Origin of the sequence: Streptomyces sp. NBC_00076 (genome assembly GCF_045041235.1) — a bacterium.
In the GTDB taxonomy this organism is placed as follows: Bacteria; Actinomycetota; Actinomycetes; order Streptomycetales; family Streptomycetaceae; genus Streptomyces.
Window position 1 is genome coordinate 3,268,253 of the sequence record NZ_CP108242.1, and the last position, 13,612, is coordinate 3,281,864.

15 protein-coding genes are annotated in these 13,612 nt (G+C 71.7%); 5 read left to right on the forward strand and 10 right to left on the reverse strand.

Annotation, left to right across the window (positions count from 1 at the left end):
- Window positions 1-81: 81 nt before the first annotated feature.
- Window positions 82-1,014, reverse strand: coding sequence for a cyclase family protein (locus OHA64_RS14895; RefSeq protein ID WP_405613081.1), 933 nt, complete (start codon window positions 1,012-1,014; stop codon window positions 82-84).
- Between the two features lie 128 nt (window positions 1,015-1,142).
- Here OHA64_RS14895 and OHA64_RS14900 point away from each other — a divergent pair, with 128 nt between their 5' ends.
- Window positions 1,143-2,105: a DUF389 domain-containing protein gene (locus OHA64_RS14900; RefSeq protein WP_405613083.1), complete on the forward strand. Its 963-nt coding sequence runs from the start codon at window positions 1,143-1,145 to the stop codon at window positions 2,103-2,105.
- On the opposite strand, the gene OHA64_RS14905 is transcribed toward OHA64_RS14900, so the two are convergent.
- Window positions 2,089-3,462 (reverse strand): hypothetical protein, encoded by a 1,374-nt coding sequence (locus OHA64_RS14905; RefSeq protein WP_405613085.1) that lies wholly within the window; start codon window positions 3,460-3,462, stop codon window positions 2,089-2,091. The two genes, OHA64_RS14900 and OHA64_RS14905, sit on opposite strands and share 17 nt — an antisense overlap.
- A 190-nt stretch (window positions 3,463-3,652) precedes the next feature.
- Between OHA64_RS14905 and OHA64_RS14910 the strand changes: the two genes are divergently transcribed.
- Window positions 3,653-4,084, forward strand: coding sequence for a DUF6325 family protein (locus OHA64_RS14910; RefSeq protein ID WP_405623980.1), 432 nt, complete (start codon window positions 3,653-3,655; stop codon window positions 4,082-4,084).
- 88 nt (window positions 4,085-4,172) lie between these two features.
- On the opposite strand, the gene OHA64_RS14915 is transcribed toward OHA64_RS14910, so the two are convergent.
- From OHA64_RS14915 to OHA64_RS14935, 5 genes are all read right to left on the reverse strand, one after another.
- Window positions 4,173-4,721, reverse strand: coding sequence for a gluconokinase (locus OHA64_RS14915; RefSeq protein WP_405613087.1), 549 nt, complete (start codon window positions 4,719-4,721; stop codon window positions 4,173-4,175).
- The gene (locus OHA64_RS14920) at window positions 4,718-5,767 is read right to left on the reverse strand and encodes a cytochrome d ubiquinol oxidase subunit II (RefSeq protein WP_405613089.1); all 1,050 of its coding nucleotides are present in this window, start codon (window positions 5,765-5,767) and stop codon (window positions 4,718-4,720) included. The genes OHA64_RS14915 and OHA64_RS14920 overlap by 4 nt, the downstream gene beginning before the upstream one ends.
- Window positions 5,764-7,221: a cytochrome ubiquinol oxidase subunit I gene (locus tag OHA64_RS14925; RefSeq protein ID WP_405613091.1), complete on the reverse strand. Its 1,458-nt coding sequence runs from the start codon at window positions 7,219-7,221 to the stop codon at window positions 5,764-5,766. The genes OHA64_RS14920 and OHA64_RS14925 overlap by 4 nt, the downstream gene beginning before the upstream one ends.
- Before the next feature lie 45 nt (window positions 7,222-7,266).
- Window positions 7,267-8,106: an SDR family oxidoreductase gene (locus tag OHA64_RS14930; RefSeq protein WP_405613093.1), complete on the reverse strand. Its 840-nt coding sequence runs from the start codon at window positions 8,104-8,106 to the stop codon at window positions 7,267-7,269.
- Window positions 8,107-8,301: 195 nt separating this feature from the next.
- Window positions 8,302-8,733, reverse strand: coding sequence for a hypothetical protein (locus OHA64_RS14935; protein ID WP_405613095.1), 432 nt, complete (start codon window positions 8,731-8,733; stop codon window positions 8,302-8,304).
- A gap of 236 nt (window positions 8,734-8,969) precedes the next feature.
- Here OHA64_RS14935 and OHA64_RS14940 point away from each other — a divergent pair, with 236 nt between their 5' ends.
- A complete protein-coding gene (locus tag OHA64_RS14940) occupies window positions 8,970-9,266 on the forward strand; it encodes an SHOCT domain-containing protein (RefSeq protein ID WP_405613097.1) in 297 nt (98 codons plus the stop codon).
- 7 nt (window positions 9,267-9,273) lie between these two features.
- Here the strand turns inward: OHA64_RS14940 and OHA64_RS14945 are convergent, their stop codons facing one another.
- The 3 genes from OHA64_RS14945 to OHA64_RS14955 are packed head-to-tail and all read right to left on the reverse strand — an operon-like array spanning window position 9,274 to window position 11,931.
- Entirely contained in the window at window positions 9,274-10,314 is a 1,041-nt protein-coding gene (locus tag OHA64_RS14945) for an NAD(P)/FAD-dependent oxidoreductase (protein WP_405613099.1), read from the reverse strand.
- Window positions 10,299-10,847 (reverse strand): isoprenylcysteine carboxyl methyltransferase family protein, encoded by a 549-nt coding sequence (locus tag OHA64_RS14950; RefSeq protein ID WP_405613101.1) that lies wholly within the window; start codon window positions 10,845-10,847, stop codon window positions 10,299-10,301. Before OHA64_RS14950 ends, OHA64_RS14945 begins: the two co-directional genes overlap by 16 nt.
- Before the next feature lie 7 nt (window positions 10,848-10,854).
- Window positions 10,855-11,931: a type III polyketide synthase gene (locus OHA64_RS14955; RefSeq protein ID WP_405613103.1), complete on the reverse strand. Its 1,077-nt coding sequence runs from the start codon at window positions 11,929-11,931 to the stop codon at window positions 10,855-10,857.
- 109 nt (window positions 11,932-12,040) lie between these two features.
- Here OHA64_RS14955 and OHA64_RS14960 point away from each other — a divergent pair, with 109 nt between their 5' ends.
- Both OHA64_RS14960 and OHA64_RS14965 read left to right on the forward strand, forming a co-directional pair.
- Complete coding sequence (locus OHA64_RS14960; protein WP_405613105.1) at window positions 12,041-12,922, forward strand: UbiA family prenyltransferase; 882 nt, start codon at window positions 12,041-12,043, stop codon at window positions 12,920-12,922.
- A 159-nt stretch (window positions 12,923-13,081) separates the two neighbouring features.
- Window positions 13,082-13,612, forward strand: a complete 531-nt coding sequence (locus tag OHA64_RS14965) for a hypothetical protein (RefSeq protein WP_405613107.1) — start codon at window positions 13,082-13,084, stop codon at window positions 13,610-13,612.

Consider the following 13,612-nt stretch of genomic DNA (forward strand, 5'->3'; position numbering starts at 1 on the left):
TCCCCGGGGGATGGTTCCGGCGAGTTGGACTGTTCGGGTGAGCACCTGCCTGACGGCCGCCCGGCCGAGGCCGCCCGGCCGTCACAGGATCGCGAGGGGATTGACCGGGGAGCCGGTCGCCGTGGGCAGCCGGAGCGGGGCGATCACGCAGAGGAACGACCAGCGGCCCTCCTCGGCGCAGATCGGGGCCAGGTCCTCGAACCGCAGGTGGTCGAGCAGATGCACTCCCATCGCGTGCACGGCGAGCACATGCACCGGGAACGCGACTCCGCGCACCGCGCTGGGGGCCGTGTCGTTGTTCCCGTCACCGCCGAGCACGGCCACCTGCCGTTCGGCCAGGAACTCCATGGCGGTCGGATGGAGTCCGGCACGCCCGCCGGCGACGTCCCAGGGGCCCAGCTCCTCCCGCCGTCGGCGGTGTCCGACCCGTACGAGGAGGATGTCGCCGCGGCCGACCCTGACTCCCTGACGTTCCTCGGCGGCGGCGAGGTCCTCGGCCCTCACATGCTCTCCGGGTTCGAGCCAGGGGACGCCGTGCAGCCGGGGGATGTCGAGGAGGACCCCGCGTCCGGCGATGCCGTCGCGGGCCAGGTCGACGGACAGGGCGCTCGCTCCGTCGGGCGACAGCGCGTCCGCCGCCGGTACGCCGCCGTGCAGGGTTCCGTCGTAGACGACGTGGCACAGCGCGTCGAGGTGGCTGTCCACATCGCCGTGGATGTTCATGGCGAAACGGTCCCGCGCGAATTCCAGGCCGCTCGAACCGGGATGTCCGTCGGCCGGAGCGGTGAGCCGGTGCCGGGCCGGATCGGCGTTGTCAGGTCCGGTACGGGTGTCGACGGGGGCGGCGAGCGACACCGTACGTCCCGTCCGCACCTCGCGAACGGCCGCCAGCACCTGTTCCTCGGTGATCGTGTCCAGGGCGCCCCGCCGCGAGGTGCCGCCGGGGGCCTTGGCGCGCAGATGTCGGTGGAGGTGCCGGAAGTCGGCCTCGCTCAGCTCGCTGGGCGGCCACATGCTCCCACCCTGCGGCAGATTCCGGGTCCGCGCACGCCGAGTTGCCGGGTTCGAGGGCCGCCACGTCAATGGAAGGGCGACGGTCGGGGTGACCGGCCGGCGCACCGCACCGATCCGCGGAGGTCCGGATGGACATGATCCATGTCCGAGCGGTCTGCCCGCCGGACCTCACGGAACGCACCATGGCCCTGCTGAGCGCCGAGCCGTGCGTGCTGAACCTGATCCTGCAGACGGGCACCGTACGCAACCCCGACGGCGACGCCATCGAGTGCGATGTCCTGACCGGAGCCGCGAACGAGGTGCTGCGCGGCCTGCGGGACCTCGGGCTGGAGCACCGTGGCTCCATCGTCCTCGATCCGGTGGACACGGTGTTCTCGGAACGCGCGGCCAGGACCGGGGCCGAGGAGCTGGGGGCCCGGTTGCGGGCACCCGTGTGGGAACAGGTGGAGGCCCGGATCCGGTCCGAGGGGAGATACCCGCCGAGCTTCTATCTCTTCCTGGTGATCGCCGGACTCATCGGCGCGGTGGGCATCATCACCAACTCGCAGATCCTCATCGTCGCGGCGATGGTGGTCGGCCCGGAGTACGCGGCCATCACCAGCATCGCGCTCGGTATCGACCAACGCGCCCGGCCGAGGATCCAGCAGGGCCTCATCGCGCTGCTCGTGGGCTTCCTGCTGGCCGTCGCCGCGACCTTCCTGTTCGCCCTCCTCGTCCGGGGTTTCGGGCTGCAGCCGGAGGCCTTCGAACTGGGGCTGAGGCCGGTCTCGAACCTGATCAACACCCCCAACTTCTTCTCGGCCGTGGTGGCGGTGCTGGCCGGCGTCGTCGGCATCGTCTCACTGGCCGAGGCCCGCACGAGCGCACTGCTCGGCGTCTTCATCTCGGTGACGACCATTCCGGCGGCGGCCGACATCGGGGTCTCGTCGGCGTTCGCCAGCTGGGACGAGGCCTGGGGTTCGCTGCTCCAACTGCTGCTCAACATCGTCGTGCTGGTCCTGGTCGGCACCGGCACGCTCAAGTGCCAGCGGGCGATCTGGCGAAGGGTGGCCGCACGCCGACACGGGCGCGCGGTCAGGCGGTCGGCGTAGCGGCGGACGGCGGGTCAGGAGTGCCGGTGTCCAGGAACTCGAGGATCGCGAAGGCGATCAGCACGATCACCAGCGTCCACACCACGACCGCCACGGTCGGGTAGGTCCAGGTGAACAGGACGATCGCGGCGACCACCACGATCACGCCGCTGATCCACTGCTTGTAGCGGTGGACGAACCGGCCGACCGCCCCCAGCGGGAGCCCCGCCGACACGGAGGCGTCCCGTAGCGCGCCGATGGCCTTGCGGCAGCCCGTACGGGTGAGGACGGCGACCCTGGAGGGGCCCATGAGGAAGGCACCGACGGCCGTCACCAGAGCCACCGCACCGAGCGCCCGCACGCCCGCGCGCAGGAACTTGACCAACGCGTCGTACACCGCGCCGGCGGCGGCCTCGGACGCCCCGGTGGGCAGATGGTCGAGGTAGACGGATCGTAGGACGCTGAGCGTGATGCCGAGCAGCAGCATGGCGGCGAACACCCCGAGGGCGGCCCCGATCAGGGCCCGGCGGCGGTGCACGGCCAGGTAGACGCCCGCGGCGCCGATCAGTACGGCGATGAGGGGGAGCCAACTGCCGACGATCTCCAGCACCCGCAGATACCACTTGATCTTGCCGACGTCCTTCGACGCGAACACCACGAACTGCGTGTGGACGGCCGGGATACGAGCGGCCGGCTTGAAGCCGGCGCTGACCAGCCGGTCCTTGACCTGGGCCACGATCGGTCCCACGTCGATGGAGACCTGGCCGTTCTCGACGGACACCACCGCGTCGGAGTCGCCCGTGAGGGTTTCGTCGAGCGCGGCGTGGGCCCTGCGGTTCGCGTCCACCCAGACGGTGTCGAAGGCCTTGCTGGAGACCACCCGCTCAACGGTGCCGCTGACCAGGCTCTTCAGGCCGCTGGTGATCGGGCCCTTCAGGTCGCCGAGCAGTGCTGCCACCTTCGGCGGGGCCCCCTTCTCATCCGCCGCCTTCTCCAGCTCCTTGACCAGTGCCTCCACGTCGACCTGCGCCAGGACCGCTGTGGTGACCCGTGCGGTGATCGCCTTCTGTACGTCCGGATTGCTCGCAAGCGGCCCGACGGTGGCGACATAGCGGTCCGTGTCCCGCACGATGCTGTTCGCCCAGACCGCGACGACGGCCAGCAGCGACAGCAGTGCGGCGAGGAGGATCAGCAGGACCGACCCCGTCGACCGGAACCAGTGGTGCCGCGGGGCCGGTGACCGTCCGGTGCTCTCCAGGGCCCGCACCCTGTGCCGCAGTTCGTCCAGCTCGTCGCGCTCCGGCGCCGAGGACCGCTGGTCGCCGGACTGGCCTGCGGGGGGTTCGTCCGGGCCCGGTGGGGGTGTGCTGCTCGTCATGGTCACAGGAGACCGGTGCTGCTGCGGCCCCGCGACCTGGGCGGTCCTGATGGCGGACGGGCCCGACGGGTCGAACACCCTACTGAGGTGCGGCGCCTTGCGTCCGGTGATGCAATGGAATTCGGAGGAAGGGGGAATTTCGATGTCACGATCACCGAGGGGTGAAGCCGTGAACGATGAATTCGCCGAAATGGGACCGATCGACTACGTGGTCGTCGAATTTCCCGGGAACCGAATGACGGGCGAGGGCTTTCCCCTCCTGGTCGACCTGGTGGATCGCGGCCTCATTCGGATCCTCGACCTGCTGTTCGTCAGAAAGGAGGAGGACGGGTCCGTGGTCGGTCTGGAAATCGCCGACCTCACCGGCGACGGGGCCCTGGACCTGGCCGTCTTCGAGGGCGCCTCCTCCGGACTGCTGGGCCAGGACGACCTCGATGAGGCGGGGGCCGCCCTGGAACCCGGCAACTCGGCGGGGATCCTGGTCTACGAGAACCTGTGGGCCGCGCCCTTCGCCACCGCGCTGCGCCGCGGCGGCGCGCAGCTGGTCGCCTCCGGGCGGATCCCGGTGCCGGCCGTCCTGGCCGCGCTGGACGCCACCGAGCCAGGCCGGCCGCCGGCGTAGTGGCTCCGCGGGCCAGTCCCGGTCGGCCGCCCGGGTAGTCGCCGGGCTTTGGCCGCGCGCGTTCACCGTGCTTTGGGGACGCCCACACTCAGCGGGCCGTGTGCTCACCGAAACGGCCGACGGCGGCCCGTACGCGCGTGAGCTGCGCCGGAAGATCGGCTGTGGCGTCCATGGTCATGCCCGGCTCGTCGGGCTCCAGGGGCTCCAGCGTCTCGAACTGCGAGTCGACCAGCCGGGCGGGCATGAAGTGGCCGGTGCGCCGGGACACGCGGTCCCATGCGGTGTCCCGGTCCAAGGCGAGGTACAGGCACCACAGCCGTCCGCGCGCGGCCGCACGCAGCCCGTCGCGGTAGGCGCGCTTGAGGGCCGAACAGGCCACCACCAGCCCCTCGCCGGCCTCGACGGAGTGGCGGACGCGGTCGGCGAGGGCCCGCAACCAGGGCTCGCGGTCGGCGTCGTCCAGTGCGCGGCCGGCGCTCATCTTGGCGACGTTCGCGGCGGGATGGAAGTCGTCGCCCTCGACGAACGGCAGGTGGAGCAGCTCGGCGACCGCCTTGCCGACGGTGGTCTTCCCGGAGCCGGTCACGCCCAGGACCAGCACGATCGGCGGTCCTTGGCCGGCCCCGGCGCCGGTCACGGGTTCTCGGGTTCCCGGCTCGCCGCCGTCTGCCGCAGATCCGCCTCACCGAGAGGCTGGAGGATCCCGCGGGTGTCCAGCCGGTAGAGCAGGATCAGCGGCGGTCCGACGAGCAGCACCGCGACGAGGGTGACCAGCATCAGCCAGCGCAGCGTCGTCGCCGCGCCGGCCGCCTGGGCCACGGTCAGCGAGGTCGGGATGAGATAGGGCCGCTGGGCGAGCCCCCACGCCACGACGACGAGAGCCACGCTGCCGACCGCGGTGAGCCTCGCCCATCCCGTCGCCATCCGGTACAGCAGCCCGGCCGTGACCACCGCGCAGACGCCGGCGGCCAGGACGAGAGCCAGGCCGATTCCGCTGGTCAGGCCGTCGTAGACGTACCGCGCGTCGTCGTGGGTCACGGCGAGGCCGACGACCGCCAGTACGGCGACGGCGACGAGGCTGCACCAGGCCCGCAGCCGGAAGTAGCCGACGAGGTCGGCGGCGTCGAAGCGGCGGGCGTCGGCGCTGAGGAACACCGCTCCGAGGAACGCGGTCGCGGCGACGGTCAGCAGCCCGGCGATCACGGAGGTCCCGTTCGACCAGGCGTCGGCGGACGCCTTCGTGCCGGGAACCACCCGGCCCGTGGCGAGTCCCCCGACCGCCGCTCCGAGGAAGAACGGCGTCAGCAGCGAGGAGACGGCGAAGAAGGCGCCGTAGACCCTGCGCCGGGCGAGACTCCGTGTGGGCTTGCGCAGGGCGAAGCCGGCGCCGCGCAGGACGAGTCCCACGGCCGCGAGCGCCAGCGGGAGCCACATGGCCGTGAAGATCGTCTGGAACAGGACCGGGAAGCCGGTCCACATGATGACCAGGACGAAGATGAGCCAGACGTTGTTGGTCTCCCACACCGGTGCCATGGCGTGGTCGATGAGCCACCTGGGGCGTCTGCCGCGTTGGGCGCCGCCCGCGAGGAGGTCCCAGAATCCGGCGCCGTAGTCCGTGCCCCCGGCGCACGCGTAGGCGGCCACCGCTGCCAGGAGCACCCAGGCGACGAAGTCCTGGATCATTCGTCCCCCCTGCTGTCCCTGCCTGCGGTCGTGGACAACGGGCGAGGTCCGTAGGGGGTGTCGCCCTCCAGGTCCTCGGCGGCGGCTCCCGCGAGCGCGTCCTCGTCGGCCCGCCGCCATCGGCCGCTCATCTTCAGCAGGATGGTCAGGAAGGAAGCGAGGACGAGCGCGTAGACCACCACGACAATGCCGAACATGGTCCACAGGGACGCCGCACGGGTGTCCGTCACCGCCTCCGAGACCCGCATGTTCTGGTAGACGATCCAGGGCTGCCGGCCGACTTCGGTGGTGATCCAGCCGCACTCCACGGTCAGCAGACAGGCGGCGCCGGCGAGCGCCGCGCACCGGAAGAACCACGGCGATCTGGGCAGGTCACGGCGGCGCAGCCAGCACCAGCCGTACCAGAGCGCGAGCAGGATGAGCAGGCTTCCGATGGTCACCATGATGTCGAACGCCCAGTGCGCGATGGTGGCCTGCGTCGCCGTCGGACGATCGCTCGCCGGGACCGACGTCAGCCCGGTGACCTTGGTGTCCGGGCTGAACCCCGCGAGGATCGAGTCCAGTTGGGGGATCTTGATCCCGCCGGAGATGGAACCGTCGGGATGCAGCCGCCCGAACATGTACTCCGGCACATGGGTGTCGGTCTTCCAGACGATCTCGGTGGCCGCGAACTTCACCGGCTGCTTGTGGAACACGGAACGGGCGATCGAGTCGCCGAGCACGAACTGCACGGGCGTGAGGATCGCGGCGACCGAGAACGGCACGGTGAAGCCGAGCCGGTGGTAACGGTCCCGGCGGCCCCGCAGCCAGCCGACCGCGTACACCCCGGCGACCACGTACCCGGCGGTGAGGACCACGCCGACCACGAAGTGCCAGTACTCGGGGCCGAACATCGGCGTGAAGACCGCCTTGCGCACGTCGACGTCCACGGGGTTGCCCGACTGGTCGAGGGTGAAGCCGCGCGGGGTGTTCATCCAGGCGTTCGCGGCCACGATGCCGAACGCCCCCATCAGGGCGGCCAGCGGCAGGGGCGCTCCGAGCCAGAAATGCGTCCACGGTTTGAGCCGGCGCCAGCCGTACAGGTAGATCGCGATGAGGATCGCCTCGAGGAAGAACGCCCACGCCTCGATACCGAAGCCGAGGCCGAAGACATCGCCCCACCGGCCCATCATGCCCGGCCACAGCAGACCGAACTCGAAGGAGAGCACCGTGCCGGTGACGATCCCGATGGCGAACTGGACGGCCATGACCGCCGACCACCGCCGTGCGAGCAGGAGGGCTACGGCGTCGCCCTTGCGCAGCCCGCGGTAGTGCATCAGGAGGGTGATGGCGGGCAGGGCCACGCCGAAGGGCACGAGCAGGATGTGGGCGCCCAGGGTGAAGGCCATCAGCTCCCGGGCCGGCAGGAGCTGTGGGGGGCCGTCCGCCAGAAAATGGTCGATCGCGCTGTTCACATGGGCCTCGGTGGCTCGTACCGGATGGCTGGGGGAAAGGGGGGTTCAGCCACCCGTGGCGAAACCGGGGAACAGCGTCATTCCGCCGTCCACGTAGAGCGTGGTCCCCACGACGTAGTCGAAGAGGTCGGACGCCAGCGCGGCGACCGCGTTCGCGATGTCGTCCGGGTCGCCGACACGGCGGTAGGGCACGAGTCGCAGGAGCTCGGCCTCGGCCTCGGGGGTGTCCCAGGCGCTGCGGTTGATGGGGGTGCGGATCGCTCCCGGAGCGACGGCGTTGACCCGGATCCCGTGCGGCGCGAGCTCCTGGGCGAGGGTCGTCATCAGCATCTGCACGCCGCCCTTGGACGAGGCGTAGTTCACGTGGCCCGCCCAGGGGATGATCTGGTGGACCGAACTCATGCAGATGATTTTCCCGGCGGAACGGGAGACCTCCGGGACGACACCGCGCCGCATGAATTCCTTGGCCGCCTCGCGGGCGCACAGGAACTGTCCGGTCAGATTGACGTCCAGGACTTTCTGCCACTGGTCCAGGGTCATCTCGGTGACCGGGGCATCGCGCTGGAGCCCCGCGTTCGCCACCATCACGTCGATGGTCCCGAACTCCTTGACCATGCGGGACACCATGTCGACGACCTGGTCCTCCTGCGACACGTCCGCCTCGTGTGCGTAGGCACGGACGCCGAGGGCCTCGATCTCGCGCACCACCTCTTCCGCGGCGTCCCGCCCTGCCACGTAATTCACCACCACATCGGCGCCCATACGCCCCAGACCGATCGCGGTGGCTTTTCCGATACCGGAATTCGCGCCCGTCACCAGCGCCTTCTGCCCTTTGAGAAGCTGATGGGCAGGGGGCTGGCGACCGTCACTGCCGCTGGTTTCCACTCGTGTCTCCCTGTGAGTGCCGATGCGGAAAACGCAGGATCCCGGAAAACGGGGATCCGCCCGACAACGAAAACACGGGTGAGCCGATACGGCCCGGTGGCACGTCTCCGGTCAGCCGCCAGGGGTGCTGTCCCACGCCGAACGGCGCAATTGCCCGCTCGCCGGCTGGAACGGCGCGGCCGACCAGGACACGCCCTAATCGGTGCGAGCCTCCCGGCCCGTTCCCAGGCACAGAGCCCAGATGACGAAGGCGTCCACGGCGATCAGCACGATGGACCAGACGGGTTGGTACGGCAGCCACATGAAGTTGGCGATCATCGCCAGGCCGGCCAGGGCGATTCCGACCACCCGGGCCCACGTCGCTCCGGAGAACACGGCGGCGCCCGCGAGAACCACCAGGACGCCGAGGGCGAGGTGGATCCAGCCCCAACTCGTCAGGTTGAAGGTGTAGGCGTAGTTGCCGGTGACGACGAATACGTCGTCCTGGGCGATGGCGGCGATTCCCTGGAATATCGCCATCACCCCGCCGAAGATCATCATGACCCCGGCGAAACCGGTCCAGCCGGACACCCACGCCCCTTCACCGCTACTCCTGGCACCGTGTCGGTGCATTCCGGTTGTTGTCATTTCGGGCTCCTCCCACGTAGACCACTGGAGTGTTGCCGCGGCCGATGGCCCACATATCAGCTTGGCACGAGAATCGCCGAACGGCAGAACGCCGACGATTACGCCGGTCGGCGCAGAGGCCGAGGTGCGAGGAAATTCGTCCGGTAGTCCAATGGAAGGGTCCGGTGCGCCCGGAAATCGCGCGCCGGCCGGGGAGCTGTTTGTCTCGCCTGCCTCCTGCGAGAAAGGAATCCGCCGTGCCAGGTCTCCTCCGCGGGGTCGCCCGCACAGCCGTAGTGGCCGGTACGGCGACCGCCGTGTCGAACCGTGTCTCCCGCCGCCAGCAGGGGCGATGGGCCCAGCAGGAATACCAGCAGGAATACCAGCAGGCACCGCCGCAGCCGGTGGGCTCCGCGGAGCCCCCGCCCGCCGCGCCGCCCGTCGACATGACCAGCAAGATCGATCAGCTGAAGCAGCTCGGTGAGCTCAAGGCTCAGGGTGTCCTCTCCGAGACCGAGTTCGAGGACCAGAAGAGCAGGATCCTCGCCTCCTGAGCCGGCTTCACGCCAGGCCGTTGACCAGCCCGGTGAACAGGGAGGGCAGGCGCGCCGCGGTGGGGACGATCAGGTGGGCGCGTCGGGGGTGGGCGCGCAGGCGTACCAGGGCGTCGGTGAGCAGGCGGTGGCGGCGTGAGGCCCGGCGCCAGGCGTGTTCGTAGTCCAGGGGCCGGCCGTCGCGGACGCAGCGAACGAGTTGGGCGGCACCGGCCAGGGAGAGGGAGATGCCCTCGCCGGTGAGCGCGTCGACGTAACCGGCGGCATCGCCCACCAGCAGGACCCGGCCGGCCACCCGGCCGCGGACCCGCTGTCGCAGCGGTCCCGCGCCGCGTACGGCCGAGGAGGCGTGCGCGGGCAGGCGGGCGGCCAGCGCCGGAAAGCCCGCGAGCTGCACGTCGAACGGTGCCCGCTCGGCGGTCAGGATGGCCACGCCGAGCAACTCGGGCCCCAGCGGGGTGACGTAGGCCTCGGCCCGCGCGGACCAGTGCACCTCGACGTGGTCGGTCCAGGGCGCGACGGTGAAGTGTCGGCGCAGCCCGTAGCGGGGTGGGCGCGGATCGGGCAGGCCCAGGCCGAGGTGCCGGCGAACGGGCGAGTGCAGGCCGTCGGCGGCGGCGAGGTAACGGGCTGTGAGCCCGGCCGCGGTGACACTGCCCGCGTCCTGCCGGACCGTCATCGCGTCGACCTTGACCGGATGCACCGGGACGCCCAGCTCCGCCGCCCGCCGGGCCAGCGCCGCGTGCAGGTCCGTACGCCGCACGCCCAGGCCGGGTCCGTGGCGGAAGCGGGCCTCGGCGTGCCGGGCGTCGGCGGCGTCGTCTCCGGCGGCGGCGAGGTAGCGGATGCCGCGCAGCGGGTGCCCGGGCAGGGCGATGCCCAGGTCGGCGAGAGCTCGCACCGCGCCCGGCATCAGTCCTTCGCCGCAGGCCTTGTCGACCGGTGTCGGCCGGGGCTCGGCCACGGCCACGTCGAGTCCGGCGCGGGCGGCATGGATCGCGGTGGCGAGTCCGGCGGGCCCTCCGCCGACGATCAGCAGGTCGAGCATGACGAGGTCGCGGAGGCCTCGGGTGGCGCGGACCGGGCCAGTGCCGCGTTCTCGCAGCGCAGCCGGACGGCCAGGAGGGGCAGGTTGAGCAGGGTGAAGCCGATCGCGGTCAGCCATGCTCCGTGGACCAGCGGCAGGGCGAGCCCCTCCACGACCACGGCGACGTAGTTGGGGTGGCGCAGCAGCCGGTACGGGCCTGCGCTGACCAGCGGCAGGCCGGGCACGACGATGACGCGGGTGTTCCAGCGCGGTCCGAGGGTGCTGATGCACCACCAGCGCAGCGCCTGTGCCCCGAGCGCGAGGGCCAGCATCGGCCAGCCGAGCAGCGGCTCGAAGGGCCGCGGGGCGAGCTGGGTCTCGGCGAGGCAGCCGACCAGCAGTCCGGTGTGCAGGGCGACCATCACCGGGTAGTGGCCGTCCCCGTACGCCACCCCGCCGTGCGCGCGGCTCCAGGCGGCGTTGCGGCGAGCGACGACGAGCTCGGCGACCCGCTCGGCGGCCACCAGCAGGATCAGTACGGTGTAAGCGGTCATCCCTCACCTACCAGCGCAGGAGCACGAGTTCGGAACTGAAGCCCGGCCCGAGCGCCAGCAGCAGGCCGGGAGTGCCGGCCGGGGGCGGGCGCAGGGCCAGGGTGTCGCGCAGGATGTGCAGCACGGAGGCGGAGGAGAGGTTGCCGACCTCGGCGAGGGAGCGCCAGGTCAGCTCCAGCGCGTCGGACCCGAGGCCGAGTGTCTCCTGGAGCGCCTCCAGCACCTTGGGGCCGCCGGGGTGGCAGACCCAGCCGGTGATGTCGTCCGGCTTGAGGTCGTGTGCGGCCAGGAAGGAGCGCACCTCCTCGCCCACGTGCAGGCGGACCAGTTCCGGCAGTTCGGCGCCGAGCACGATGGTGAAGCCGCTGTCGCCGATGTCCCAGCCGAGGGCGTCCTCGGTACCCGGGTACAGGCGGCTGCGGGTGGCCACCACCTGGGGTCCGGCGTACTCCTGGCGGCGGGGATGGTTCTGGCCGACGGCGACCAGCGCGGCGGCGCCGTCACCGAAGAGCGCACCGGCGACCATGCTCTGCGCGGAGCTGTCGCCGCGCCGCAGGGTGAGGGAGCACAGCTCGACCGAGAGCAGCACCGCGGCCTGGTCCGGGTGGCCCCGCAGATAGTCGTGGACCCTGGCCAGCCCGGCGGCACCGGCCGCGCAGCCCAGGCCGAACACCGGCACGCGCTTCACGTCCGGCCGCAGCCCGAGGCGCCCGGCGAGCCTGGCCTCCAGCGACGGGGCCGCGATACCGGTGACCGAGGTGGCGAAGACCAGGTCCACCTCCTGCGGGACGAGCCCGGCCTCGTCCAGGGCGGCTCGCAGAGCCTCCTCGCCGAGCCGCAGGCCCTCCTCGATGAACAGGTCGTTGGCCTGCCCGAAGCCCTCCAGGAAGGCGTACCGCTCCAGCGGCAGGGCGAGATGGCGGGTGCGGACGCGGGCCGTGGCGTGCACCCGGTCCAGCACACCGCGGTCCCGCTCCGGGGTACCGGCTCCGGGGAGGCACATCGCCGCGAGTGCGTCGGTGATCTCGCGCTGGTGGTAGCGGTGGGCCGGCAGCACTCCGTGGACAGCGGCGATACGCGTCATCCGGCAAGAATAGGGATGACCATGATGAATCTGTACGTATCCCACATCACCGGCATTTCGCGTGTGTGGCAGCGGGGGGAGCGAGCCGACCGCGCCTAGCATTCGGGGCGTGCGGACCCTCGGAGCCTCGGCAGCAACCCTGACCACCGCAGAGCCCCGCCGCCGCGGGCCCGGGCGCGGGGTCGGCCTGCTGCTGGCCACTCACCCCGCGCCCTGTGTGGCCGTGACCGCGGTGGTCGCGGCGCTGACCGCGGTGTCCGGGCGGGGCGGCGCCGGTACGGCGCTGATCGCGGCGGCGGTGCTCACCGGACAGCTGTCGGTGGGCTGGAGCAACGACCTGATCGACGCCGACCGGGACGTGGCCGCCACGCGCCACGACAAGCCCCTGGCGACCGGAGCGGCCTCCGCGCGGGCGGTGGCGCTCGCGGCGGGCTGCGCCCTCGCGGCGTGTGTGCCGCTCTCCCTCGCGAACGGGTGGCGGGCGGGCAGCGCGCATCTGGTCGGCGTGGCCGCGGCCTGGGGCTACAACCTCGGCGTCAAGCGCACCGCCTGGTCATGGCTGCCGTACGCGGTCGCCTTCGGGCTGCTACCCGCGTTCGTCACCCTCTCCCTGCCGGGAGCCCCGTGGCCGCACTGGTGGGCGTGGGCCGGCGCCGCGCTGCTGGGGGTGGGCGCCCACGCCGCGAACGTCCTGCCGGACATCGACGACGACCTCGCGGCGGACATCCGCGGCCTGCCCCAACGAGGTGGCCACCGCGGCGCGCGGGTGCTGGCGGCGGCGGCGCTGGCAGCGGGCTCGGCCGTGCTGGTCCTGGGCCCGGCGGGACCCGTCGGCTTCCCCGCACGGGCCGGGCTCGCGGCGACCTGCGCGCTCTCGCTGACCGTCGCCCTGTGGCCGGCCGGGCGAAGCCGGGCCCCCTTCCTCATCTGCCTGGCCCTGGCCGCCTTCGACGTCGCCCTGCTGCTTCTGCGCGGCGCGCGTCTCGCGTAGGCCTGCCTCAGCGAAAGCCGCCGACCGAAATACCAGCCCATAAGTGAACGAACAGGCACCAATCGACGTATCGAACTACAGACCCGCCCAACGGCGGGCCGGTGGACCAGCCCTACCGCACCCGTCGCGGCAGGGGGTTCCAGCGGAAAGAAGAACGTCATGAACCGCGTCGCCATCATCGCCGCGACCGCGACCGCCGTCGCGGCCCTCGCCGCCGGATGCGGAAGCTCCGGCACCAGCAGCTCATCGCCTCCGTCCAGCAGCTCGGCCTCCGCCACCGGCGGGTCCGCCGCCCTGCGGGCGCACAGCTCCCCCCTGGGCCAGATCCTCGTCGACGGATCCGGCCGGACCCTGTACCTGTTCCAGGCCGACAGCGGCACCACCTCGCACTGCTACGGCACCTGCGCCGCGGCATGGCCGCCCGACACCACCACAGGACGCCCCAGCACCCACGGCCTGAACGCCAGCAAGGTCGGCACCGCCCCTCGCAACGACCACACCACCCAGGTCACCTACAACGGTCACCCCCTCTACCGCTTCGCCCAGGACACCAAGCCCGGTGACACCACGGGTCAGGGCAGTACGGCCTTCGGCGGCGCCTGGTACGTGGTCAGCCCCAGCGGCACCCCGATCACCGGCACCGCGCCCAGCCCCTCCCCGAGCAACTCGGGAGGCGGTTACGGCTACTGA